Genomic DNA, 24,697 nt, shown 5'->3' with positions numbered 1-24,697 from the left:
AACGTCCACACCAACCCCGGGGCACAGCCCCGGACACCGAACGCGACACCCTGCTCGGGCACGCGAACTTCGTCGTCGCCGTGCGGGCATCCGGAGAGCTGGTCGATGGTCAGGTGACCGCCGACGCGTCGACCAGTTCCGTGGTACGGATCCGCGACGGGGTGATGAGCGCGGTCGACAGCCCGTATCCCGGTTCGCCAGGGCAGCTCGCCGCCTACTACCTGGTCGACTGCGAGAGCCGGGAGCAGGCACTCAAGCTGGCCGCGATGATGCCAGTCGCCCGTCACGACGCGGTCGAGGCACGGCCGGTCGTGCTCGCCACCGGAATGAAGATGTGAGGTGAACACCGGGGACCTCGGCGGCCTGGCGCGCGTTGGCGCCGCAGGTCCTCGGCACCCTCGTACGTCGATGGCTGTCAGCGATCGAGGCAGGGACGGCACGAGCAGCACGCGGATGCCGTCACACGCTCATCCACCGTCCGCATGTCCTACTGCCAATTAGCCGCTTTCTGTGCCTATATCAGTAGAAGAAGCGTCTTTTGTTGATAGGAAGGAACGGTCATGTCCCACTCCCTGCGTCTGATCGCAACGACCGCTGCCGCAACCATCACCGGTACGACTTTGGTCGCTGGTCCCGCCCGGGCAGACACCTACCAGGCGCCGCTGCGTACCGCCGTTGCGTCGTTGCCGGTCGCCGACGAGAACCGCACCGGTTACGACCGGGGCCTGTTTCCCCACTGGATCGACGCCGACCGGGACGGCTGTAACACCAGAAACGAGGTGCTGATCAGCGAGGCCACCACCGCTCCCACGGTCGGCGCCGGCTGCTCCCTGTCCGGCGGGCGGTGGTACTCCTACTACGATGATGCCTACTGGACCCTCCCCGCCGATCTCGACATCGACCACATGGTGCCCCTCGCCGAGGCGTGGGACTCCGGCGCAGGTACGTGGAGTTCGCCACGCCGGAAGGCGTACGCCAACGACCTGGGCGACCGGCGATCCCTGGTGGCGGTCACGGACAACGTGAACCAGGCCAAGGGGGACAAGGACCCGGCGGAGTGGCTTCCCCCCAACCAGGTGTGCCGGTACGTGAGGGAGTGGACGGTGGTCAAGAAGCGCTGGAGCCTGGCGGTGGATCCAGCCGAGTATGACGCCCTCATGACGCTGGCCGATGGTTGCCCGAACATAACCATCACCGTCAGCCTGGCGTGATACCGGAGCCGCCGACGGCGGTTCCATCAGCCAGGCTCGCCCCGTCAAAGTCGATGTCGACGTGACATCGAGCGTTGACGCTCGGTGTCACGTCGGTCGTTCCCGCCACGGAAAGCATGTGCGGGCGGACAGGAGAGCTCCGTACCCTCCGGCCATGGATCTCCGCAAAGAGCGTCCGGGCGACAGGGAGCCCGTGCGGAACACGCACCTTCGGGCGTTCGGTGCCGACCACGGCCCCGTCGTGGCTGACCTGGTCGACACCCTGCGGGACACCATCACGCCCACGGACGGTCTCTCGCTGGTCGCCGAGCATGACGGACAGGTCGTCGGGCATGTCATGTTCACCCGCAGCCTGCTCGACGCCCCTCGACGACTGGTCGAGGTGCAGGTGCTCAGCCCGTTGGCCGTCATACCCGAACACCATGGGCGGGGTATCGGCTCCGCCCTGGTCCGACACGGGCTGGGGGTTCTCGCCGAGCGGGCCGTCACCCTCGTCTTCCTCGAGGGCGATCCGGGCTACTACTCACGTTTCGGGTTTGCGCCCGGCGGCAGCCAGGGGTTCCGAAAGCCATCCCTACGCATCCCGGACGGCGCCTTCCAGGCCATCAGGCTCCCCGGGTACGAGCCGTGGATGACCGGAACGCTGGTCTACGCGGAGCCGTTCTGGCGACACGACGCAGTCGGCCTCCGCGACCCCGGCGCATAACGCGGCCCGCGCCCGTATGCCCAGCGCCAGCCCTGGCGCTGTGACGCCGCGAGCATTACGGACGGCGACCGGGACACCCACCTGACGCTACCTCACCGGCCCACCTGATCACATCGATCGAGCATCGGTCGATGGTGTCCAAACCCGACGCCACCCGCTCGGCCACCCCCGCTTTCTCTGGGTCGATGCTGGCCACGGAGCGGGACAGCCGGTTGCCGCCCCTCACCGGCTGGACAATGATCACTAGCAGCTGTTGCGATGTTTGAGCAGGCGAACTGTGAGGAGGCGGTGTTGGTCGACGAGGTCACACACCGCTCCGATGAGGAGGATTCATACGTTGGGAGCGTATCGGCACCGCTCCTGATCGGCCGAGACGACGAGTTGGCCCGGCTGGGCCAAGTCCTCGCGACCACCTCGGCGCTGGTGCTGATCGAGGGTGAGGCCGGCGTCGGGAAGAGTCGTCTCCTGGACGAGTTCCTGTCCTCACCAGCCGGTGCCGCGCATTCCGCGCTGACGGCGGTCTGTCCGCCCCTTCGGGAGCCGTGCACGCTGGGACCGATCGTCGACGCGGTGCTGGCCACCGGCGTCGACACGCTTGCGGATCTGAACCTCAGCGGACTGGCCGGTGCCCTGCGCCCACTGTTCCCGGAGTGGGCCGAGGACCTACCGCCGGCCCTTGAGCCGGCTGAGGACGCGAGCGCATCACGCCACCGGGTGCTCCGGGCACTCGCCGAACTGCTCGACAGACTCGGGGTGAACCTGCTGATCGTCGACGACGCACAGTGGTCCGACGACGCGACCAGGGAGTTCCTGCTGTTCCTGGCCGATCGGGACGGCCAGGGACCCAGCCTGGTGGTGGCCTACCGCCCGGAGGATCTGGTCGACGACCCATGGCTGCTGCGCCTGTCGGGTCGGCTCAGACCGCACCGCTCGCGGCTCCGGCTTGTCCTCGACCCGCTCGACCGGTCCGGGACAGCGGCCCTTGCCTCGTCGATGTTGGCAGGCCAGCATGTCTCCGACGAGTTCGCCCATCACCTGCACGCGCACACCGAAGGGGTACCACTCGCCGTCGAGGAGTGTGTACGGCTCATGGCCCGCCGCGGCGACCTCGTCCGCCGTGAGCGTGGCTGGAAGCGACTGCCACTGGACGAGATCGTGGTGCCACCGACGGTGCGGGACACGGTGCTCGAGCATGCCAGCCGCCTCGACATGCGTACCCGATCGGTGTTGCGAGCTGCTGCGGTCGTCGCCGACCCCATCACCGAGCGCCTTCTGCTGCAGATCAGCGGACTTTCGCCCGACGAGTTCAACGCCGGTCTGGCCGAGGCCATCGCCCATCGGCTGCTGCACCAGCGCGACGGGATGCGGGTGTCCTTCCGCCATGTGCTGGCCGGTCGGGCGATCTACGACGCCATCCCGGAGCGGGAGCGTCGCTCGCTACACGAACGCGCCGGGCAGGTTCTCGAGACCGTCGTACCGAGGCCGCTGGCGCAGCTTGCGAACCATTTCCGCCTCGCCGGTGACGGTGAGCGGTGGGGCAGGTACGCGGAGCTTTCGGCGGACGTGGCGTTGGAGACCGGCGACGAGACAACGGCGGGCGCCCTCCTGCACGATGTGTTGACCAACGGCAACGTGTCGGCCGAACAGATGTCCGTGCTGGTGGACAAGATGCCGTTCGGCTCGTTCACCGGGCCGGGTCGCCTACAGGATCTCGCTACCGGCGTACGCCGGGTACTCAGCCAAGGCGCGCTCGATCCGAACGTGGCGGCGAACCTGCGGTTCCAACTCGCCCGGATCCTCAATGACATGGAGGAGTTCGACGGTGCGCACGCCGAGTTGGAGCGGGCGTTGCCGCACCTCGACCGTCAGCGCGCTGCGCCTGCCGTCGCCATGATGGTGCTCGGCTGGCCACGTGGACGCTCGCCAGCCGTACGACACCTGACCTGGCTGGACCGGGCGGCGGAATTCTCCGCGACGCTGGAGCCGTCGGATCGGCTACGGGTCGCTGCGGGTCGGGCAGCCGCCCTGCTGCAACTCGGCGAGCAGCGCGGCTGGGTGGAGGCCGAGCACATCCCGCCCGCGGCCCAGGTCGGCAGGGATCGCCGTATCGTCACGGTGGCCCACCTCAACGTTGGTGACGCAGCGATGAAGTGGGGGCGATACCCGGGGTCGGGCCGTTGGCTCGCGACCGCACGCCGGCTCGCGGAGGAGTACGAGCAGGTCAGGATCCGGGACCTCATCGACTCCACGCAGCTGCACCTCGACTGGTTCACCGGTGCCTGGGACCGCCTCGCGGAGCGAGCTGCGGCGCTGGCGAGCAGGGACGATCTGCATCCCGTCAGCCGTCTCGAGCCGGTCATGGTCAGCGGTCTGCTGCTCATGGTGGCCGGCGACCTTGCCCAGGCCGCTCGGGAGCTCGAACTTGCCATCGACGGCGCACGCAAGGTCGGTGCGTGGGACACCGTGGCGGAGGCGGTGGCGACCCTGGCACAGATCAGACTGCGTGAAGGTCGGCCGGACGAGGCGGTCGAGATCACCCGTGATCCCTGCGATGCCATCGAGGAGAAGGGGATCTGGATCTGGGGAACCGACGTGGTTCCGGCACGCACGCAGGCCCTGGTCGCCACCGGTGCCGTACCGGATGCCCGGAATCTGGTCGACAGGTTCGAGCAGGGGCTACGGGGACGGCAGGCGCCGGCACCGTGGACGGCGCTGCTCGACTGTCGCGGCCTGCTGGCCGAGGCCGGTGGTGAGAACGGTGTCGCTGCCGACCTGTTCGCGCAGGCCGCAGCGGCCTGGGCGACACTCCCACGGCCGTACAACGCGGCGCTCTCCCGGGAACGGCAGGCGATGTGCCTGATCCGTACCGGCGTGGTGTCGGCGGGACTTGAACTTCTCACCGACGTCCTGGGCGCATTGTCGGCCCTGCCGGCCAGCATCGATGTGGACCGCGTCGCGCGTACCCTCCGTGCTCACGGACGAGCGGTGCCACGCGTGTGGCGTGGCGGCCGGAAGGGCTATGGATCCGATCTGTCACCACGCGAACTGGAGGTCGTCGCTCTCGCGGCCGAAGGGCGGACCAACCGGGAGATCGCGGACGCGCTGCACCGCTCGCACCACACCGTGGCCAGCCAGATGAAGTCGGCCATGCGCAAGCTCGGTGTCTCCTCGCGTGCCGCACTTTCCGCGCGGGCGGTCGCGACGGGGATGGTCTCCGAGCCCGGGACGGCGTCGAGTAACTGAACCCCGTGAGTGACCCGGGGTTGTTTCCCTCACCTGAGGGATCGCAGCCGTATCCAACGATTGACCACGATGCTGACATGCCGCGTCGAGATGATCCTGACGAAGACGAGTTGACGTCCCCGCCCGAGTTGACGTCGCCGCCAGAGAACGCCCATCAGGTGGGCCGTCCGCAGCCGGTCGAGAGCCGTCCGGAGGCGGGACCGGTCGAGGAGCAGGACACCGAGGACGACGAGCGGTACCTGCCCCTGTGACAAACCGCAACCGGAGCCACGGCAGCATTCCCAGAAAGGGACCTTTCATGCGCATTTCCCGATCAGCGAGACGAAGATACGCGACAGTGCTGGTGGCCACCGTGGCCACGGTGCTCGCCCTGACCGGCACCGCCACCGCGCTCCCGTCAGCAACCGCCGGTGCAACGACTCCACCGGCGGTTGCGGCGAAGGACAAGATCCGCCCACAGCTCCAGAGCCAACTGAACAGCCAGGAGTCCGGCGTGGACTTCTGGGTCTACTTCGGCGGCAGGGCGGACCTGTCCAAGGCCAGTGCGATCAAGGACTGGAACGCGCGTGGCACGGCGGTGGCCAAGGCGTTGAAGCAGGCGGCCGACGACAGTCAGCGCGCGGTACGCAAGGAACTCACCGCTTCGGGCGTCAGGTACCAGAGCTTCTGGGCGACGAACGCGATCAAGGTCACCGGCGGGCAGGACCTTGCCGAACGCCTGGCCGCCCGCGGCGAGGTCAACTCGCTGCTGCCGTCGTTCAAGGTCGAGCCGCCGCCGGTGACCAAGGGCGTCGGCCGGCAGGCGGTCGACGCGGTCGAGTGGGGTGTCGCCAACATCAACGCCGACGACGTGTGGAGCCAGTTCGGCGTACGCGGCGAGGACATCACGGTCGGCTCGATCGACACCGGAGCCCAGTTCGATCACCCGGCACTGGTGAAGCAGTACCGTGGCAACAAGGGTGACGGCGCGTTCGACCACAACTACAACTGGTTCGACGCAGCTGGTACGTGTGGTGCCGCGCCCTGTGACCGCGACGGTCACGGTACGCACACGGTGGGCACCATGGTCGGCGACGACGGCGCCGGCAACCAGATCGGCGTGGCCCCCGGGGCCCGCTGGATCGCGGCAAACGGCTGCTGCCCGACCGACGCTGCGCTGATCAGCTCGGGCCAGTGGATGCTGGAGCCGACGGATCTGAGCGGGCAGAACCCGGATGCCAGCAAGCGGCCGCACATCATCAACAACTCGTGGGGTACGACGGCCCCCTCGAACGAGCCGTTGATGGAGGACATCAGCCTGGCGTGGACCGCCTCGGGCATCTTCGGTGTGTGGGCCAACGGCAACAACGGACCGGGCTGCCAGACGAGTGGTTCACCGGGCAGCCGAAAGATCAACTACTCGGTCGGCGCGTACGACGTCGACAACACCATCGCCGGCTTCTCGTCCCGGGGTGCCGGCCAGGACGGCGAGATCAAGCCGAACATCGCCGCGCCCGGTGTGAACGTGCGATCCAGCATGCCGGGCAACGGGTACGCCACCATGAACGGCACCTCGATGGCGACACCGCACGTCGCGGGGGCCATCGCCCTGGTGTGGTCGGCAGCTGCCGCGCTGGTAGGTGACGTCGACGGCACCAGGTCCCTGTTGGACGGCACGGCCACGGACAACCCGAACAGCCAGTGCGGCGGCACCGACGACGACAACAACGCCTTCGGTGAAGGTCGACTGGACGCGCTCACGCTCCTGCGCCAGGCACCACGGGGCGTCACCGGCCGGGTGGGCGGCACCATCAGCGATTCCGTGACCGGCAAGCCGATCCCCGGTGCCACCGTCACGATCGTCGGTCCGGTCAGCCGTGAGGTGACCACCGCCGCCGACGGTGCCTACGTAACGGGTGCCCTGCCCGTGGGCGGGTACTCGATCAGTGCCCGGAAGTACGGCTACGCATCCGGCACGGCACAGGCGCAGGTCGTCGAGGGGGCGACCACGACGGCCGACGTCGAACTGGTTCCCCAGGCGATGAACACGGTCAGCGGCACCATCACCGATGGATCGGGGCACGGCTGGCCGCTGTACGCGAAGATCGTAATCAGCGGTTACCCGCTCGGACCGATCTTCACCGATCCGGTGACCGGCCGCTACCGCGTGGAACTGCCGGGATCCGCCGCGTACACGATGCAGGTCTCTGCCCAGTATCCCGGCTACCAGGTCGTCCAACGGACGTTCGAGCTGGGTCAGGCGGATGTCGTCCAGGACGCGGCGCTGACCGTCGACCAGTCGACCTGCACCGCACCCGGCTACCGCTGGAGCGGTGTCAGCGAGGACTTCGACGACTGGACCGACACCGGTACGCGGGACGGCTGGACGACATCGGGCAGGCCAAGCTGGCGGTTCGACAACCCCGGCTACCGGCCGGTACCGGAAGGCGGGAACGGCCGGTTCGCCATCGCCGATTCGGCGTCCGGCGACGGGAAGCGGTTCGACACCAGCCTGACCTCACCGATCATCGACCTGTCCGGTGACGCCTCCCCGCAGCTGACCTTCCACACGTCCTACTACCCGGACGACGCCAGCCAGCGGGCCGACGTCGACGTGAGCACCGACGGCGGCCGAACCTGGAGGACGGTGTGGCGACAGACCAGCAGCCACGCGTTCGGGCAGGTCAACCTGCCGCTGCCGCAGGCTGCCGGCCGCAAGGACGTGCGGATCCGGTTCCACTACCAGGGCCGCAACGCATGGTGGTGGGCGGTCGACAACGTGTTCGTGGGCACCCGCGCCTGTCGTCCGGTCGAGGGCGGACTGGTCCTCGGGTTCGTCACCGACCGCGACACCGGCGCGCCGGTCTTCGCCACCGTGGCGCGTACCGGGCAACCACAGGAGTCCGGCACGGGCGTCACCACGCCGGTGGACCCGAACGTCGGTGACGGCCTGTACTGGGTCTTCAGCTCCGCGGTCGGACCCACCGAGTTCACCGCGAGTGCGTCCGGCTACCCGGCCCGTACCGCGACGATCCCGGTCCGCAAGGACATGGTCGTGACCCAGAACTGGTCGCTGGCCCGGGCAGGCGGCTGACATGCCGGACGACACCCTGCACCGCGAACCCGCCAGCCCACCCGATGCAAGGAGCCATTCGTGACCAGATCGAGTACCACCCTTCGTCCCCGGAGCAGACGACGGCTACGCCTGCTTGCATCGGCGGCAGCGATCCTGACCGTGGTGGGTATACCCGTCGCCGCGAACGCGCGACCGTGGGAACCGACGGATCCGGTTCCGGCACCAGCCGGAGCCGCCACGGTCGAAGACGGTCTACGGGCGGTGTCCCTACCCGGTCTGACCAGGTCGACCTACACCGTCACGTTGATCACCGGTGACCAGGTCACGCTGACCCGGGACGGCGGTCGCTACACGGTCACCGCCGTCCCGACGACCCGGGGCGACGGCACCCGTCCGACGATCGACGTCAAGGTCACCATCGGACCGGGTGGGACGAGCACCCGTCTCCACGCGCTGCCCAGCGACGCGCAGGCCCTGGTCGCCAGTGGTGCCATCGACCAGAAGATCTTCGACGTGGCCTGGCTGGCCGCCCATCTGGAGCGCGGTGGAAACACCCCGCTCGCCCTCACCGTCAGGTACGGTGACCGGCCGGACGCGGCCGCGCTGGACAAGCGGACATCGGGCCTGTCCGGGGTAACGACGGTGGCGAAGCACCCGGATTCCGGCACGGTCGACCTCCGCGTCGATCCACGTCAGGCCGCCGGGTTCTGGGCCGCTGTCAAGCCCAACTCCCAACTGGGCGACTTCAGCAACTACCTGTTCGACGGTGCCACCCCGAAACTCAGCGGCGACGCGGTGGCGATCTGGCCCACGGGGCTCCGCTCGATGAAGGCCAAGCCACAGACCGACACCGGGCAGCCGAAGTACCGGGTCACCCAGATCGTCAAGCGGAAGAACGGGGACGTCGTCTACTGCGGTACCCGCGCCACGACCATCTGCCCGGTGGGCGGTTTCATGCTCGCCCAGGTCGCCGGATCCGCGGTCGGGTCCGGGTACGAGTCCGTCAGTGCCCGCTGCCTGGACGCCGATCCGTGTACGACGTTCGAGGTGACGTACGAGGTCCCACCTGGAGTCTACGAAGCCGGCGGTCACGCCGTTTTCCTGCTCGACCGGCGCGAGCAGCACCTCAACCTGGAACTGCCGGAGTTCGAGGTCACCGGGGACACCACCATCACACTCGACGGCGACACCGCGCAGCAGTTGACGGTGGGCACCCCTCGGCCGACCGAGGTGTTCATCGGTTCCCGGACCACCTTCCGTACCTTCGCCAACGGCGCGGGCGGAGCCGTACTCAGCTTCACCGGGTACGGCAACTCCAGGTTCTGGGCCATTCCCAGCGCCCCGGTGAAGGTCGGCACCTTCCACCTCGGCGTGAACTGGGTGCTCGGCAAGCCGATGGTGACCATGGCGGTCACCACGCCGAAACGTGTCGAGCTCACGGCCACGCTACCGGCGGAATGGTACAAGCGTCCCGACTTCGAGGTGGTTCGGTTCAGCGGCCGGCAGACCCTCCAACTGGTCGACGGCGGACTGGGCCGGGACGCGGACTTCGCCCGGGTCAACGCCAGGGGCAAGCTCGTCCTGCTGCAGATCGACGCTGACAAGCCGGCCGGTGGGCAGTGCCGCATCGGGAATGGTCAACTGATGCGAGCGCGGGCTGCCGGTGCCGTCGGTGTGCTCGTCGAGCCGATCTCGTCCGGAGGACCCTGGCCGACCATGACCTGCTGGGTTCCGGTCGAGCCGGACTGGTGGTACAACACCGAGGAGGTAGCCGACATCCCGTACGCCACGGTCTCGCCGGCAGAGGCGGCGAGCCTTCGTGCCCTGCTGCGCCGCAACCCGGTGAAGATCGACGTATCCGGCTACGACTCGGTCAGCCCGTACGTCTACACGCTGCACACCTACCACGAGGGGCGGATTCCGGCCTCCCTGCACACCGAGGTCACCGACCGGCAACTCGCCAAGGTCGACACCTCGCTCCAGGGCACGCGGGCGGAACCGGCCAGCCTGATCTCCTCGGCCTTCCGGCCGAACGAAACCGTTGCCGCCGGGGTCCCCTACAACTACCTCACCGACAGCGTCCAGTTCACCACCTATCGCGGCCCGGTGTCACCGGACCTCGTACGGAACCAGTTCTACGAATCCTTCGGGTCGCAGCCGGCGGTCCGCACCATCGACGTCACGGACCGGGCGGGATCGACCACGGCGCGGTGGAGCCCGCAGCCCCTCGTGCCCGGTGCGCCGGAACTGTCGCCTCGGGTCTTCCAGTCGCAGCCGGGCAAGTGGGAAGGTGACTGGTCCACCGAAATCTGCGCCTTCTGCCGGCAGGGCAACACGTTCTACCCGATCACCTTCCTCGTGTCCGGGGCCAACCCGGAGCAGGCGATCGGTGCGTACGTGTTCGAGCCGGAGAATCTGCACATGTATGCGGATGGCCAGGAACTCCCCCAGGCCAGTTCGACCATGTGGGGTGCCACCTACGAGCTTCCGGCCGAGTCACGGCGATACCGGCTGACGGCGCGGAGCGGCGGCGGCAAGACGTCGACGACGTGGAACTTCACGTCCGCCGCGCCGACCCGGAACGAGCCGCCGAAGGGGTTCCTCTGCGTCGAGGGTTCGGGCAGCCCATGCCACGCCGATCCGCTCCTCTTCCTGCGGTACGACGTCGACTCGGACCTCGCCGGCGCGGTCACCGCTCCCGGCCGACACCAGATCAAGGTCGCCGCGTACCACAACGCGCCCAACGCGCCAGCAGTCCGGAGCGTCGCGTTGTCGATCAGCACGGATGGCGGGGTCACCTGGAAACAGCTCTCGGCGACCGCCAAGGGTGGCGGAAACTACACCGCGAGCTACCAGGTCCCGCGCCTGGCGGAGACCACGGGCACGGTCAGCATCAGGGCCAGCGCGGCGGACGCCGCCGGCAACACCATCGAGCAGACCATCCTCGATGCCTTCACCCTCACCGGCAGGCGCTGACCGCCGTCCCCTGACCCGTCGGGCACGTCGTGGACGTGCCCGACGGGCGGGCAGCCGAGCCGGCCCGCAACCCGTTACCGAAGATTCGTCAGGGTGTTGGCGAATGCGGTCCACTCGGCGGCATCGCCGATCTCCGCCCGTACCCCCTGCTCGTCGAGGATGCGCATGATGGTGTCAGGCTCGGCCTTGGCCAACTCGCCGACGGTGTTGATGCCGGCCTTGGTCAGCGCGGTACGGGCCCTGCTCGGCACCGCGTTCAGCTTCGCCACGTCGGCATCGGTCACCGTCTCCAGCTCACCCTCGATCCCCAGCGCTGCCGAGATCGCCGAGTGGGCACCCATCGTGGTCCGTACGATCGCAGCCTCCCGCTCACCCACCTCGCTGATCATCGTGGCGAGGTTGGCGTAGCTGGACTTGGCCGGCAGCACCTTGAGCACATCGCGTACGGTTCGACCGTCGGCGACCTGCACGTCGCCGAACAGTTCGAGGAGTTCCTCGAGTGGCACCTGCTCCTTGAACCGCTCCCGCACCTCCGGGGTCTCGATGACGAACCGGTGGAAGTAGGCGGCGTTCTTCAGCTTCGGTCCGATCACGACATCCACCCCCATCGTCTCGACGGCGGGCAGCACCAGCGTGCCGTTCTTCGTCTGCCAGACGCTGACGTTCTTGTCGAGGAACCGGGTGGTCCCCATGTACTGGCCGAAATCGAGCACGCCCATGTAGTTGGGGATCCGGTCGAAGTTCACAGGAGCGCTGACGCGGGTGTCGTACGTGGTTTCGTGCAGCCTGTTGATCTCTGCGCGGATCTCGTCGAGCAGCCGGCGCAGGCTCAGCCGCATCGCCGCCATGCAGGTGAACGACTTGGCGATCCGGGCAGCCAACTCGTCGATGTCCGCCTCGATGCGATGGAAGCGCTCGTTGAACCCCAACTCGCCGGTGGTCTGCCCGGCCTGCACCACGTCCTCGCCGTCGACCCAGTCGGCATGGTGGAAGGTACGGTTGAACGGCGCCGGCTGGCAGCCCGGCTCCACCGACGGGAAGCTCTCCACGAAGTTGAAGACCCGCCTGGTCCGGCCGATGTTCTCGTAGATCCACGACGACACCAGCACGGCCGCATCGGACGGGTGGATCTCCTTCTCGGTGAAGGTCTCATAGAGCTGGTCAACGGTGAGCCCGTCAAAGTTGATCTGGTTAGCCATTGCTCTGCTCCTCGGGACTGGGGTCGTGGACGCCATGCCGCTGACGACGTTGATAGGTGCGGTAGGTCCGGGAGACCGCCGGGCGCAACGGCTCGGCGGTACCGTCGCCATCGAGGTCGACGTGGTTGCGCCGGATCCCGTACGTGTTCACCTCGACACCGATCGGGTAGACCCGGGTGAGCGCGTTCATCAGCCGCTCGTACTGGTCGAGGGTGAGCACCGCCTCGTCGGGCAGTTCGACCCGGAACTCGTACGGGTCGGTCAGGCCGGTGCGCACATAGGAGAGGGCCACCACGGCCAGCAGCCCCTGACTGCGTGGGACGAGCGTGGTACGGCTGCCGACCGCTTTGATCTCCCCGGCCGCACCACCGAGCGGCACCAGATACCAGCGGAATCCGGTCGCCCTGCGGTCGGCGAGGTTGAGTCCGGCCAGCGGCAGGCCGATCACGCTGACGACCAGTAGCACCCGGTTACCGCCGTCGACGAGCGGCAGCGCCGCTGCGACCCGGTGGGCCCGCAGCATGCCGACGAGCTTCCCCAGCTGTTCCGCTGCTGCGGGCTGGCCGGCGACGAGGCCGGCGGAGAGGCCCGCGTCCAACTCGATCGTCTCGACCAGTTCGTCGGGAAGCCTCTTGAGGGAGGCGACGACCGGCGCGGGATCCACGACGGACGGCAGACCGGCTGCCCCGAGCGCCTGGTGGATCGGTTGACTCGTGGGGCGAACCGGGACGGTGTCCCAGCGGGTACGGGCGACGGGGTCCGACAGCGACGTCCACGGCGGCTCACCCTCGTCCGCCCAGTCCGATGCCGCTGCGGTCAGGCCAGCCAGCAGGATCGCGTTGGTGCCGGGATCGCCGGGGGCATGGAAGTTGGCCTGCAACTGCTGTTGTGTCCCGGGGTTCGCGTTGGCCGGGCCGCTGATCACCAGGCCGCCGGTCGGTAGGTGCGAGAGGTAGAGCGTGCCGGAGTTGACCCGGTGCGTGGTCTGCAGCCCACATCCCCGCCAGAGCCAGGTGAGTTCCGGATCGACCGGGGTGCCCCGCGTGCGGATGGCGGCGATCAGCGCTTCGGCGGTGGCGTCGTTGCTCGGGGTGCGGTTGTCGTCCAGGATCCGGCTCCGCACGTCGGTGGCCTGTGCCGTGGTCGGCATGGCAAGGTCGATGCCGAGCCCGAGCTGATACCGGCTGCCGGCACTGGCGTCCTGGGCCCGCTGGACATTCCAGGCGGTGAGGAAGCCCAGCGCCCGGCAGACCCGGCCGGCCCGATCGAGCGCCTGGGCGAGTGGTGGGGCGATCCCGTGGCCGGCGGCGAAGGAGAAGGACTGACGCAGCCGCCCCCGCAGGTCGTCGATGGCCTGGATGCGCCGCTGCGGCAGTCGCCGGCCATGGTGCACGCTGTCGTTCGCGGCACCGGCCGCCGGCAGGATCAGCCGGTCCCGACGCAGCGATGCCAGGAAGTTGTCCCGATGGCTCACCGCACCGACCGCCGTCAGGTGCACCGCGACCGCGAACCGGTCGTCGGCTTCCTGCACCGTCGGGCGTACCCCGTCGGGCAGGTCATCGAAGAGGTGCTCGAGCAGGTCGGTGATCGCCCCGGGCGTCGGCAGCAGGAAACGCCGGTACATCCGTAGGCGTCGGGCGTAGTCCGCGTCGGACTCCACCGCTCCGCCGGCTCGCCGCCGGGCGTAGACGTTGCCCGAGCCCGCCTCGTAGACCATCTCGTCGTCGAAACGGGCCACCCCGACGTCCGCGCCCGCCCGGTCCAGGGCGTCGCGGCGGGCGTGGGCGAGGGTACGGTAGGCGTGCACCTCCCGCAGGGCCCGCCGCAGGCGCACCTTCTCATGTGCGGCGAGGTAGAGCAGCCGCCCCAGGTTGCCCTCGATCACCGCGAACTCCACCCGGTCGACCAGGTCGGCGTCGATCGACGCGGTGAAGGGCGGCGCGTCGCGGAACGGGAAGGCGTACACCGGCACCGAGGCGCCCGCCTCGCTCCAGGGCGCGAACTCGACCTCGACCTCCGTTCCCGGGTCGAGGGTCACCGTGACGCCCAGCGTCTCCTCGGCCAGGTCCTCGCGTAGCACCGCGACGAGGAGCGGATGCCGGGTGGTCCAGTCCACGGTGACCGTGCCGTCGCTGGCCGCCGGCACAGCCGTACGCCGGACGGTTCCCGCGTAGGGCCCTTCGAGCTGCTCGAACAGGTTGCGCTCGACCGCCGCCTCGGGACCGTCGAACAGGACTCGCACCATCACGTCCCCTTCAGATGATTACGAATGGACGCGGGTCGTCCCGGTCCACGTACCCCGGGATCTGGTTCGCCGCCAGGACGGCGTTCTCGCCGACCGGCAGCCGCTGAACTCCGTTGCCCGTGGGGGCGGTGGCGGTGGTGATCGACGCGGCATCGGCCGGGAAGCGCACCAGCCGCAGATTGCGTACGTCAGCCACGCCCGGCTCGTTCATCAACGTCCAGACCACCTCGGCGACCCGTACGGGTTCCCCGAAGGGCAGTTCGTCGACGTAGCGCCGCAACCGCCCGTGCAGCCGCGAACGCAGCTCGGCGGCAGCGGTCGAGGCGTTGATCGTCTCCTTCGATCCGGTCGGCAGTGGCAGCCCGCGTACGACCAGTTCCGCCTCGACCCCGATACCGATCTCCTCGGCCTTCTCCACCGAGGCAAAGATGCCGATCGGTCGCAGGTCCTCGATGACGGTCTCGATCGCGGCCTGGAGCCCGTCCGGACCATCCCAGATCGCGGCGGCGGTCGGCGCGACCAGAACCGTGAAGTAGTACGGGTTGCCCAGGTCCCGCTCGCTGGCGAAGACCCGTTCGATGAAGTTGAAGTTCCCGAAGATGGACTGGTTGATGTCCAGCCCGCCCCGGCCATCGAAGACCTGCACCTGCCGTACCCCGGGGACGGTGCCAACCGCCATTCCGATCGCCTCGGCGGTCCAGATCGACCGGGGCACCGCCAGCAGCAGCTGCCGGTAACGGTCGTCGGCGACCTGTAGCTCGCCGCCGGTGAGCGCCGCGGTGTGCACGATCTCGATCAGTTCCTCACCTGCGGCCTGTTCGGCGGCGTCCAGTCCGTCGAGCGCGGCGTCGGCCCGGTTCCACCGGTCGATCTTCTGGTTGGGCTGGCTGGGGTCGAGGTTGTGCGACGGTCCGGGGAAGAACGCGACCACGGCGGGATCCCGCACCGGCACGGCCTCGGTGAGCACGACGGTCTCGTCCAGGGCGACGTGATGGCCGCCGGCGGTGGACAGTCGCGCCCCGCGTGGGAGCACCAGTTGGGGGTAGCCGGTCGGCAGCGCCGCCCTGAGCTTGAGCCTGATCGTTCCGTGGGCGGTCAGATAGGGCCGGTCGACGCCGAGGTCCTCGCCGAGCCGGTCGAGTGCGTCCCCGGAGGCGGAGACGACATAGCCGTTGTCGTAGACCGCTCCGACCGCCGCCCACAGCCGGGCATCCTCCAATGCGGTCAGTTCGAGGACCTTGCGCAGCACGGAACCGCTGGTCAGGTCGATGTCGTCACCGAAGACGACCCGGGCGGTGCTCAATTTCTCCGCCAGCAACCGGGCAAAGGACTTCGGCACGAAACCGGTCTCGACGATGCCGAAGCCCGTCGAGCCGGTGGAGCGCAGCGCAGCAGCGTCGATCGCGAGGATGTCAGACATCGATGGGAAGCTCCCCCAGACGGACCGCCATCTGGTCGCCAGCGACGGTCTGGAACTGAACATGGACGCTGAGGGCACGGCTGGCCCGCAGCGCGGCGCGGTGCGCGTCGTCGTCCGGGCCGCGCGGATCCAGGCGCCCGTCGTTGAGGTTGACGTCGAGGATGCGGTGTACGCGCGGATCGGCGTCGAGAACCTTGATGACCCCGATCCGTACCCGCTCCCGGGCCAGCACCGGCTCGATCGGTTCGGCCAGCGCGTTGAGCCCGTCGAAGCCGAATTCGGTGTTGAAGACGTTCGAGCCGCGCAGTGTGGTGAGGGCGACCGAGAGGGCCTGGCCGAGGTTGTCCAGCCCGTGCACCAGGTCCAGGTCCCGGCCGTGCTCGGTCTCGACGAACTCGATGTCCCGGGCGAGGTCGAGTCCCGGCATGGTCAACGGAAAGGCGAGGCCGTAGCCGAGTTGGCGGTCCCGTCTGGCCAACCGGTCCGATTCGCTCTGCTCCATCTCACACCGCCCTGAGTTTGGCTTGACCCGCCGTCGCCGAGAGCGTCGCGCCGGTCGGTGGTGGGGTTCCGTTGGTGGTGCCGGCGAGCGAGTCGAGCAGCACCGCAGCTCCGCCGACCTTCAACTTGGTGGCCTGCCCCGCGGTGACCGCCGCGACCGTGGCGCACTTCAGCGTGCTGGTGTTCGGGTCGGTCACGACGGCGCAGTTGCTGTCCAGTGACCTGCCGGCGACTCCGTCCTGCCGTAGTACCGGGGCGTCGAGCACCCGGAGCCTGGACTGACCCGAGGTGGATACGGCACCCCCGTGGGGACAGGCGACCCGACTCGCCGTGGTCAGCACAGAGGCCATCACTTCACCTCCATGAAGTCGGTGACCTGGACGTCGACCTTCTTCGCCTTCATCGTGATGTCACCGGTACCGGCGTCGAGGTTGATGCTCTTGCCTTTGATCAGGATGTTGCCGTTCTGATCAAGAACGATCTTCGCGCCACCGGTGTGCTCGATGGTCACGCTGCCTTCGGGTGATTCCTGGCCGGAGGCGCGGGCCGGTCGCTGGTCCCGGCCATGCAACTGGCCCACCCGTATGGTGAGCTCACCGACCTCGATCACCCGATGACCGTCACCGTCCGTAAGGTCGTGGACCACGTCACCGGTGTGGTCGTCGACCGTCTCGCTGGGCTGTAGCGACGAGCGCTTACCAACCCCGACCGGCAGCGAGAGCCACCAGTCGCCCGGCTCGGAGCGCGGGGCATGCCCCGAGGGCCACACGGCGCCGACGTCGACCGGATCGTCCGCCGCCCCGTTGCGGTAGGCCAGCGCCACCCGGGTGCCGGGATAGCGGGGCAGCACCAGGCCGCATCCACCCCAGGCGAACGGGGTCAGGTAGCTCACCCCGTTGAGCGGTGCCGGCTCCTCGCGGCGCACCGGCAGCCGCCGTACCCCGTTGGGCCGGCCATCCGGCCGGACCAGGCCCTCCCAGACGGTGGCGGTCTGCGCCGGGGGTTCGACCGCGCCGCTGGCGTTGGTGGCCACGGCCCGGACCTCACCGATCTCCAGCGAGCGCGCCTCCAGACGGGACGCGCGTGCCACGCGCCGCACCGCCTCAGCCGCCGCAACCCCGGACGAGGAGGAGCTGCTGGCCGGCGAGGTGCCGGCCGGGGTGGCGTCGGCCCAGGTGTCCCAGGCGGTCGCGGCGCTGGTGATGACGACCCCCTGCACCTGGGTCGCGAAGCCGGCGGAACGCGACTGGAGGTGCCGCACCGACCGGACGTAGAGCAGCTTGGCGTTTCCGGTCAGTCCGCCCATCGAGGGCAGGAACGGAGCGGCGAACGAGCCCAGCAGCGCTTCACCGACCTTCGGCAGGGTCTTCGACTCGTCGTCGGCGGGTGGCTCGAACTTCACCACGTCACCGGGTTTGAGGTCGGGCCGCCCCTTCAGGGTCAGGTTCCAGATCGTCCGTCGGGGCGGCCGGGTCGCCCCGGACTCGGTGTCCGCGTAGGGGTCGGTGGACTCCTCACCCCCCTCGACGCTCTCCAGCAGTCCGGAGGCCAGCGTCAGTTCCTTGGGGTCACCCTCGGGGTACGGAATGGGGCGCTTGCCGATGTGCACGGTGCCGTCCCGGATCAGCACCATCTTGCGCCCGTAGAGGTTGCGCCCCTGCTCGATCGCGTTGGCGATGCGCTCCACTCCGGCCGCGTAGGTCAGCCCCGCCCCCAGGACCACCCGTTCGTCGCCTCCGGCCTCCCCACGGGCGTGGGTCATGGTTCCGTCCGGGTTCGCCTCCCAGTGCGCGAACTCCACTTCGGTGCGTTGCCGGATGGTGCGTAGCGCCTCGGTGAAGTTGTTCCCCTCGATCGGGGTACGGATTCGCTGCGACAGTCGCGCATACACTTCCTCGACACAGGTCAGCTCGGTGTCGTAGCCCCGTTGCCCGGTGGTGCGCCTGATCTTCTTGACCCGTAGCACCGCGACGAGTGACTGGTGCATTTCCACCGGGGACGGCCGGGCATTGACGCCCAGCATGTTGGTGAAGTAGGCGCGGGCGGAGGTGTTGGCATCGCGCCAGAAGAGGTAGAGCTTGCAGAACAGCGGATCGTCCGATGCCCTGGTACGCAGCATCGCGTAGTGGGCATCGGTGAGCTGTTCCACTGTGATCTTGTATGACCCCGCTGCCAGTCCCTCCGGCAGCGTCGCGTCAATCGAGGCGTAGTACTCGGAGCTGCTCAACTGGGGAAGTCCGGTGGGATCCGACGTGATCCCTCGATGGAAGGTCAGCAGCCAGCCCGCGTCGTTGCCGAGCGTCCCCTTCTTGATCTGATCCAGCTGGAACGAAGTCACCGCGCCCACCTCCGCCGGTATCGTTTGTCGGCCAGGCCCCAGTACTCGATGCGCAGCCGCCCGAGGTCCGACTCGATGCGCAGCGCCGGCGGTTTACGCCGTAGCACGAACCGGTGCACCGGCGGTGGGCCGAACACGTCGGTCGCCCGGTTCACGTGACGCCACGCCAGCTCGACGTAGTCCCCGTAGTCGCCGGGTCCGCGTACCGTCCCGGCGCAGAGGCGCCAACCGTGCACCACTATCTCCACCGGGCCGCAGACCCGGCGCAACCCGGTCGCGAGAGGCATCGACGCCAGAACCGTCGTCCCCCGGCGCACGATGAGCCGCAGCGGCGCCCGCTGGGCCAGCGACGGCGGCCGGCCCGCTCCCGGCTGCCGTGGCACCGCATCGTCCTCGGAGGTGGAGACCACGGCCAGCGGGTCGGCCTCGAGCCACTGCCGGGCCAGCCCGGTCGGCAGCACCAGGACGGCGTTGGTCAGCCCCTCGAACTCCACACGCTGCGGTACGCCGTTCGTCAGGGCCTGCCGTACCGACGTGAAGCCCTCGGGTGACGGCGGTCCGGGCGGGATGAGGTAACGATCGATGGGAAAGGGTGGCATCACGAACCTCCGAAGTCAGCGAGCGCTCCCACCCCGACACTCGCCACGTCGAGCAGCTTGCCGAGCAGGCTCGGCCTGGGCAGGTGGGCCATGGAGATCGTCACGTCGAGCACGTCACGTTTGGTCGCCGAAGCGGTGAAGGACAGCGACTGCACCTGCATGTCGGTGCGGATCGTCATCGAGGTGATGAGGATCAGGCCGCCGAGCTTCCCACCGGAGTACGCGGCCAGGGCGGTTCCGCGCTTGCTGGCCTCGGCCATCGTCTCCAGCGCGAACTTCCAGGCGTAGCGTTCCGCACCGACCAGCACTCCGGTGAGGTTGATGGTGTCGTCGTGGGTGGCGACGATCGCCTTGTGCGCGGTGGAGCCGATCGGCGGCAGATGGTACGTCTGCGAGAGGCTCATCTGCGTCACCGACCACAGTGGGATCGGCAGGACACCGTCGCTGATCACCGCTGACGGGACGTTGGCGTACTGCATGAAGCTCTTGGTGATACCCATCCCTCATCTGCTCCCCGGGTTTGGCAACGGAATGACCGGCCCTGTCGACTGGGGTCGCAGTCCCAGGTCACGTAGCGCGTCGGAGATTTCGACCACCTCGCCCATCGCACTGGTGACCCGCAGCTTGAGTCGGTGCTGCTGCAGGGCGGCACGGATACGGGCGGGCCGGTCCGCGGCGGCGACCGTGCCGTTGATCCGGTCGATGTCGTCGGCGCAGGCACGCATGCTCATGATCGCGTCGACCACGCGCGGGTCGGCGACGAACTCGGGATCGGCCCGACGGAGGCGGTTGATCGCGTCCCGGAACGCGGCCGCGTCATCCCGCAGGTTGGTGACGAGATTGGTGGTGAGCGCGCTGACGTCGGAAACGCTGGTCGCCCGGTGCGACTTGTCGTCGACCAGCCACACCCAGCCGTCGTGGGCGATCCCCACCATGTCCGTACCACGGATCATCGGTGCGTCGTCCGGGCTCTTGAGGAACATCTCGATGCTGCTCAGGCTGAAGGCGGCGGTGAACTCCGCCGGTGTGGCCCGGCCGAAGGTGACCATCTGGTGCCGTAGGTAGTTGCGGAATCCCCTGCCGTCGGCCGCTCCGCCACGCTCACGGAAGTTGCGCCACATCGTCTCCAGCGTGGCGAGGTTGTGCATCGCCAACTGCTGGACGATCCACGAGTCGCCATGCAACACCACCGACCGTAGGTGCGGGTCGTGGATGTTCGCCAGCGCCGGGGCCAGCCGGGCGGGGCTGACCAGTGCCGCCCGCGATCCGGCCCTACGCACGTCGGTGACCGCGGCCCGCAGCTGTTCGAGTTCCGCCGCACTCATCCGACCGCCGAGACTCGTTTCCAGTTCGGCGAGTCGACGGGCCTGGCCCCCCTCGGTCTCCGCCTCGAACACCCGCCACAGCCGCCGCGGGTCCAGCTCCGCCGCCCGCCGGACCGCGGTCCGTTGTTGGGGTGGCAGTTCGTCGAGGCGGGCGATCATCGCATCGGTGGTCGGTACGTGCTGCCCACCCGCAGCCCGCGCCGCCGGCTCACCCTCGAATTCGCGCAGTACGTCGTCGGCATAGGCGAAGGACTCGTCGTGCAGCCGGAACGGTTCGTCGCCGAGCAGCGCCTCCCGTGGGCGGCTCAGCTCCCGCATCTCCGTACTGAGCTGGTCGAAGTACTCGCCCAGGGTCTCCACCCGCACCGTGGGCGGCAGTTCGCCGCCTTCCAACACGTTGTCGAGGATCGCCGCGATGTTGTCCCGCAGCACCTGGATCCGCTCCAGTCGGGAGACCACATTCGTCATGTGCATCTCTCCGACGTCGTTGAGGACCCGGGTGAGCAGGTGCTCCATCAGCGCTCCTGCCCGCCGGTCCCCCGCCTCGCTCTGGTCGCTGATCGCCCGCATGAACCTGCGTAGCCTGGGGTTCGCCTCGGCTGCGGCGCGGATGGCGCTGGCGTCCAGCCGTGACCGGACACCGAATCTGCCGCGCGTACCGATCCTGGGCCGAGGGGTCACCGCACACCCCCTGACGTGTCCGCGTCGTCACGCCGCAACGCGGCAAGAACGAACCGGGCGCCGTCCGGCCCGCCGACGGAACCACGGATCATCGCTTCCCGCTCGATGTGCGCCAACAGCGGTTCGAGCACCTTCTGCACCACCTTCTCCATCACCAACGCCGTGGTGACCTGGGTGACGAACTCGGTCAGCAGATCCCGCTGCGCTGCCTCCAAAACCTGCCGGGTGACCCGACGCACCACGTATCGGCGGGCCGATCGACCACCGGCCCGTAGCCCGGCCCGCAACCCCGCCTGCAGGCCGGTACGTACCGCGGTCCGCCCGCCCCGGACAGCCGCTCCCACCGCCGTCCCCGCCTCGGGAAGGAGCGAGAGCGCCAGACCCAGGTACGCCGCGAAGAGCCCCACCTCCACCTCGGCCCGGGTGAGGACCAGCTCGGGGTCGAGCATGGATTCGAAGAGCCGCTCCCGCTCGTGCGCATGCGCCACCTCGACCCCGGCGACGGCGACCCCGACGAGGAACCCCGCCGGTGGACAGAGCACCGACAGGGCGACGATCCCGATCGTCAGCCCTACCGAGGTCAGTGCCTCCCGTCCCAACTCGGCGCTGAAGAGCCGATCGATGCCGAGTCCGTAGCAGACGTTTCCGCCGAAGAACTCCCCTAGCTGCTCATGCACCTGCAGGTGGATTCCCTGCAACGGATAGGAGGTGCCCGGGATGGTCGCCGTCGGAATGTGCTCACTGATCTGACTGGCCTTGAAGGCGAACCGGGCCGATGCTCGTGCCTTGCCGAGCATCTCGGTGTTGTTCGACCTCATCTCCTGAAGGACCCGCCAGAGTTCGTTGCGGATCGCGTTGCGGTCCCGGCGGAACCGCGAGAGCACGTCGGGAATGTCGGCGATCTGCTTGACCAGCGGATCGATGCCCTCCGACTCGGCCCGCTGAAGTACCAGGGCCTGTTCGATGTCGGCTTCGGACCAGAGCATCCCGCGCGAGTCGCGGATCTTCGTAACGCCGTCGGCGGTGACGATCTCACCGACCGTGCCCGCGCTCACCGTACGCTCGTCGGCGAGGAACGCCGCGGAGAGCGACCGGGCGGCGGCGAACCAGGCGGTCGCCGGATTCGCCACGGCGACGGTCGCGGCAGCGTCCCCGCCCACCGTGGTGGTCGCGCCGTGCACCCACGTGGCCCGCTCGTGCCACCGCAGCCTGTCGCGTAGCCCCTGCAACTCGGCGTAGTCACTGAGCTGCGACACCATCAGGCGCTCGAAGATCGGTGCGTACCGGTTGAAGTTGGTGATGCGTGCCTCGATCCCCTGCTTCGAGGCCAGCAACAGCTGTAGCAGCATCGCCTGGCACCCGGAGACGAAGATCTCGCCGACCGCATCGTTCATCGCCGGGGTGAACTCGTGCAGGAAATGCAGGTTCCAGGAGGCCGGCGAGTCGATCCAGCCCCCCTTCACCTTGGGCCAGTGCTCCGGCGACTCGTAGGTACGCAGGGTCAGCATCGCCAGTGCATGCAGCCTCGGCACGACCCCGGCAAGGTGCCGTAGGAACTGGATCGCCGGTGATGCCACCGGTTGGAAGGTGAGTGGCCCCAACGGGCCGGTCGCCTCGGGCACCGGCTGGGTGAACCCGGCCCGTTCGGTCGTGGTGATGTAGGTGCTGATGTCAGCGGCACGCTGCCGCAGCGCGCGGGCGGCCAGGATGCAGAAGTTCGCGGCGAAGTTGCAGGGGGCGATCTGTAGCCGGAACGCGAGATCGTCGATGCGGCGACGGATCTCCGCCGCGGCCTGCCCCAACTCGGCGACCTCCGGCTCGCCGTTCATCGACTGGCACTGCAGGCCGGCCCCGGTCCGATGGATCACCGGGAAGCGGCTGGCGTTCGGATCGTCACTGGTGGGCAAGGTGTTGGTCGGATCGAATACGAAGCCTCCCCGCTGCGGCGCTCCGCCACCACTGCCGGTGCCGGTGCCGCTCCCGCGGCCCTCACCACCGCCGCCACTGCCCCCACTCCCGCCCCGGTCACCCGAACCTGCCTCGCCGCCATCACCACCGGCGCCGGCGCCGGACCCACGCGCGCCCCCGCCGTCGCCGCCCCGACCGCCGTCGTCGCCGGCCCGGGTCACCTCGTTGGTCACCGGAAGTAGCCGGGCGATGCCGGACCAACGCAGGCTGCCGGCCTGGGCGGCGGTGACGATGAGCATGACGAAGGCGGAACCGCGCTGGACGATCACCACACCCGCCGGGCTCTGGCCCCGCAGGCTCGCGAGCTGCCGGTCGGTGAGGCGCTCCACGTGGGCGGCCACGGCCCGGTCCAGTTGCAGGTCGTGCTCCGAGACCCGGGTGCCTTCGCGGCGGGGCTCGGCTGCCTGGATCTGCCGCCGGATCGGCGGGTCCATGAACTCCGCGACAACGGCGATCAGGCCCGCGCGGTCGGTGACGGCCCGGAACTCGGCCGTCGCCGGGCCGGGTGGTGGCTCGGTCGGTGCCGTGGTGAAGTCCGAGGCGCTGCGCTGGTACTCCAGCGTGCCGAAGGCGGAAAAGCTGAAGAAGATCGGGGTGGCCTCGAAGATCGCCACCGTGAACTGGTTGGCCCCACCGACCCGCTCCCGAAAGATCAGGCCGCGGGGCGTGCTCCGGTCCAACGGTCCGAACCGGAGCTGGGCCACCCGTACGATCTCCAGCTTCTCGGCCGCGGTGAGCGAGCCGGTGAGCAGCCGCCACTCGTAACCGACCGAAGGCGGAGCCGGCGGACGTGATGCACGTACCGGCACGTCCCGGGTTCGGCCACCACCGTCGTAGGAGGGCACGCCGTACGTCCCCATCAGCGGCCGTAACTTGGACCGGTCGACGAGTTCCGCCGGCGCGTCGGTCAGCGGGGCCACGGTGTCGACGGCCACGGCGGCGTCGGCCCGTACCTTCGATGCGGCGGCGGCCCTGCTGACAGCGGCGCGTAGCCGGTCTTCCAATGCGCGTCGGTGCTCCGTCGGCACCCCCTGAAGGACGCCGAGCCACCGGAACACCGGCTGGTGCGCGAGAGGGGTGGCCCCACGCGGAATCAGCAGCTCAGCCTCGGCGGTTGCCATGGCGCGTCCCAGCGCCGAGCTGAAGGCGGCCACGACCTCGTCGGCGGACTGCGCCAACGACTCGCGATCCACCCGCAGGCGGCACGGGATCTCCACGACGACTGCCATG

17 protein-coding genes are annotated in these 24,697 nt (G+C 69.0%); 7 read left to right on the top strand and 10 right to left on the bottom strand.

Annotated features, from left to right (window positions below; translation table 11 throughout):
- The first annotated feature begins 50 nt into the window (after positions 1-50).
- From ACFQ4H_RS06005 to ACFQ4H_RS05975, 7 genes are all read left to right on the top strand, one after another.
- Positions 51-338: a YciI family protein gene (locus ACFQ4H_RS06005; RefSeq protein ID WP_377567958.1), complete on the top strand. Its 288-nt coding sequence runs from the start codon at positions 51-53 to the stop codon at positions 336-338.
- A 222-nt stretch (positions 339-560) separates the two neighbouring features.
- On the top strand, positions 561-1,211 hold the full coding sequence (locus ACFQ4H_RS06000) for an HNH endonuclease family protein (protein ID WP_377567837.1): 651 nt from the start codon (positions 561-563) through the stop codon (positions 1,209-1,211).
- Positions 1,212-1,365: 154 nt separating this feature from the next.
- Positions 1,366-1,917, top strand: coding sequence for a GNAT family N-acetyltransferase (locus ACFQ4H_RS05995; protein ID WP_377567835.1), 552 nt, complete (start codon positions 1,366-1,368; stop codon positions 1,915-1,917).
- 258 nt (positions 1,918-2,175) lie between these two features.
- A complete protein-coding gene (locus ACFQ4H_RS05990; protein ID WP_377567833.1) occupies positions 2,176-5,160 on the top strand; it encodes a helix-turn-helix transcriptional regulator in 2,985 nt (994 codons plus the stop codon).
- Between the two features lie 77 nt (positions 5,161-5,237).
- A complete protein-coding gene (locus ACFQ4H_RS05985) occupies positions 5,238-5,411 on the top strand; it encodes a hypothetical protein (protein ID WP_377567831.1) in 174 nt (57 codons plus the stop codon).
- Positions 5,412-5,458: 47 nt separating this feature from the next.
- Complete coding sequence (locus ACFQ4H_RS05980; RefSeq protein WP_377567829.1) at positions 5,459-8,233, top strand: S8 family serine peptidase; 2,775 nt, start codon at positions 5,459-5,461, stop codon at positions 8,231-8,233.
- A gap of 60 nt (positions 8,234-8,293) precedes the next feature.
- Entirely contained in the window at positions 8,294-11,191 is a 2,898-nt protein-coding gene (locus tag ACFQ4H_RS05975; protein ID WP_377567827.1) for a protease-associated domain-containing protein, read from the top strand.
- Between the two features lie 74 nt (positions 11,192-11,265).
- Here ACFQ4H_RS05975 and ACFQ4H_RS05970 read toward each other — a convergent pair whose 3' ends face one another.
- From ACFQ4H_RS05970 to ACFQ4H_RS05925, 10 genes are read right to left on the bottom strand one after another with little or no spacing between them, the layout of a single operon-like run.
- Positions 11,266-12,390: a hypothetical protein gene (locus ACFQ4H_RS05970; protein WP_377567825.1), complete on the bottom strand. Its 1,125-nt coding sequence runs from the start codon at positions 12,388-12,390 to the stop codon at positions 11,266-11,268.
- A complete protein-coding gene (locus tag ACFQ4H_RS05965; protein WP_377567823.1) occupies positions 12,383-14,635 on the bottom strand; it encodes a hypothetical protein in 2,253 nt (750 codons plus the stop codon). Before ACFQ4H_RS05965 ends, ACFQ4H_RS05970 begins: the two co-directional genes overlap by 8 nt.
- Positions 14,636-14,645: 10 nt before the next feature.
- Positions 14,646-16,055 (bottom strand): hypothetical protein, encoded by a 1,410-nt coding sequence (locus ACFQ4H_RS05960; protein WP_377567821.1) that lies wholly within the window; start codon positions 16,053-16,055, stop codon positions 14,646-14,648.
- A complete protein-coding gene (locus ACFQ4H_RS05955; protein ID WP_377567819.1) occupies positions 16,048-16,557 on the bottom strand; it encodes a GPW/gp25 family protein in 510 nt (169 codons plus the stop codon). The genes ACFQ4H_RS05960 and ACFQ4H_RS05955 overlap by 8 nt, the downstream gene beginning before the upstream one ends.
- Before the next feature lies 1 nt (position 16,558).
- On the bottom strand, positions 16,559-16,906 hold the full coding sequence (locus tag ACFQ4H_RS05950) for a hypothetical protein (RefSeq protein ID WP_377567817.1): 348 nt from the start codon (positions 16,904-16,906) through the stop codon (positions 16,559-16,561).
- On the bottom strand, positions 16,906-18,894 hold the full coding sequence (locus ACFQ4H_RS05945) for a hypothetical protein (protein ID WP_377567815.1): 1,989 nt from the start codon (positions 18,892-18,894) through the stop codon (positions 16,906-16,908). Before ACFQ4H_RS05945 ends, ACFQ4H_RS05950 begins: the two co-directional genes overlap by 1 nt.
- Complete coding sequence (locus ACFQ4H_RS05940; protein WP_377567813.1) at positions 18,891-19,493, bottom strand: hypothetical protein; 603 nt, start codon at positions 19,491-19,493, stop codon at positions 18,891-18,893. The genes ACFQ4H_RS05945 and ACFQ4H_RS05940 overlap by 4 nt, the downstream gene beginning before the upstream one ends.
- Positions 19,493-19,993 carry a hypothetical protein gene (locus ACFQ4H_RS05935; RefSeq protein WP_377567811.1) on the bottom strand — a complete coding sequence of 167 codons (501 nt, stop codon included), beginning with the start codon at positions 19,991-19,993 and terminating at the stop codon, positions 19,493-19,495. The genes ACFQ4H_RS05940 and ACFQ4H_RS05935 overlap by 1 nt, the downstream gene beginning before the upstream one ends.
- 3 nt (positions 19,994-19,996) lie before the next feature.
- Positions 19,997-21,499: a hypothetical protein gene (locus tag ACFQ4H_RS05930; RefSeq protein WP_377567810.1), complete on the bottom strand. Its 1,503-nt coding sequence runs from the start codon at positions 21,497-21,499 to the stop codon at positions 19,997-19,999.
- A complete protein-coding gene (locus ACFQ4H_RS05925) occupies positions 21,496-24,696 on the bottom strand; it encodes a hypothetical protein (RefSeq protein WP_377567808.1) in 3,201 nt (1,066 codons plus the stop codon). Before ACFQ4H_RS05925 ends, ACFQ4H_RS05930 begins: the two co-directional genes overlap by 4 nt.
- Position 24,697: the final 1 nt, after the last annotated feature.

It is taken from the genome of Micromonospora sonneratiae (assembly GCF_042679305.1).
Classification (GTDB): domain Bacteria; phylum Actinomycetota; class Actinomycetes; order Mycobacteriales; family Micromonosporaceae; genus Micromonospora_H; species Micromonospora_H sonneratiae.
This window is presented reverse-complemented; position numbering and strand designations above follow the sequence as displayed.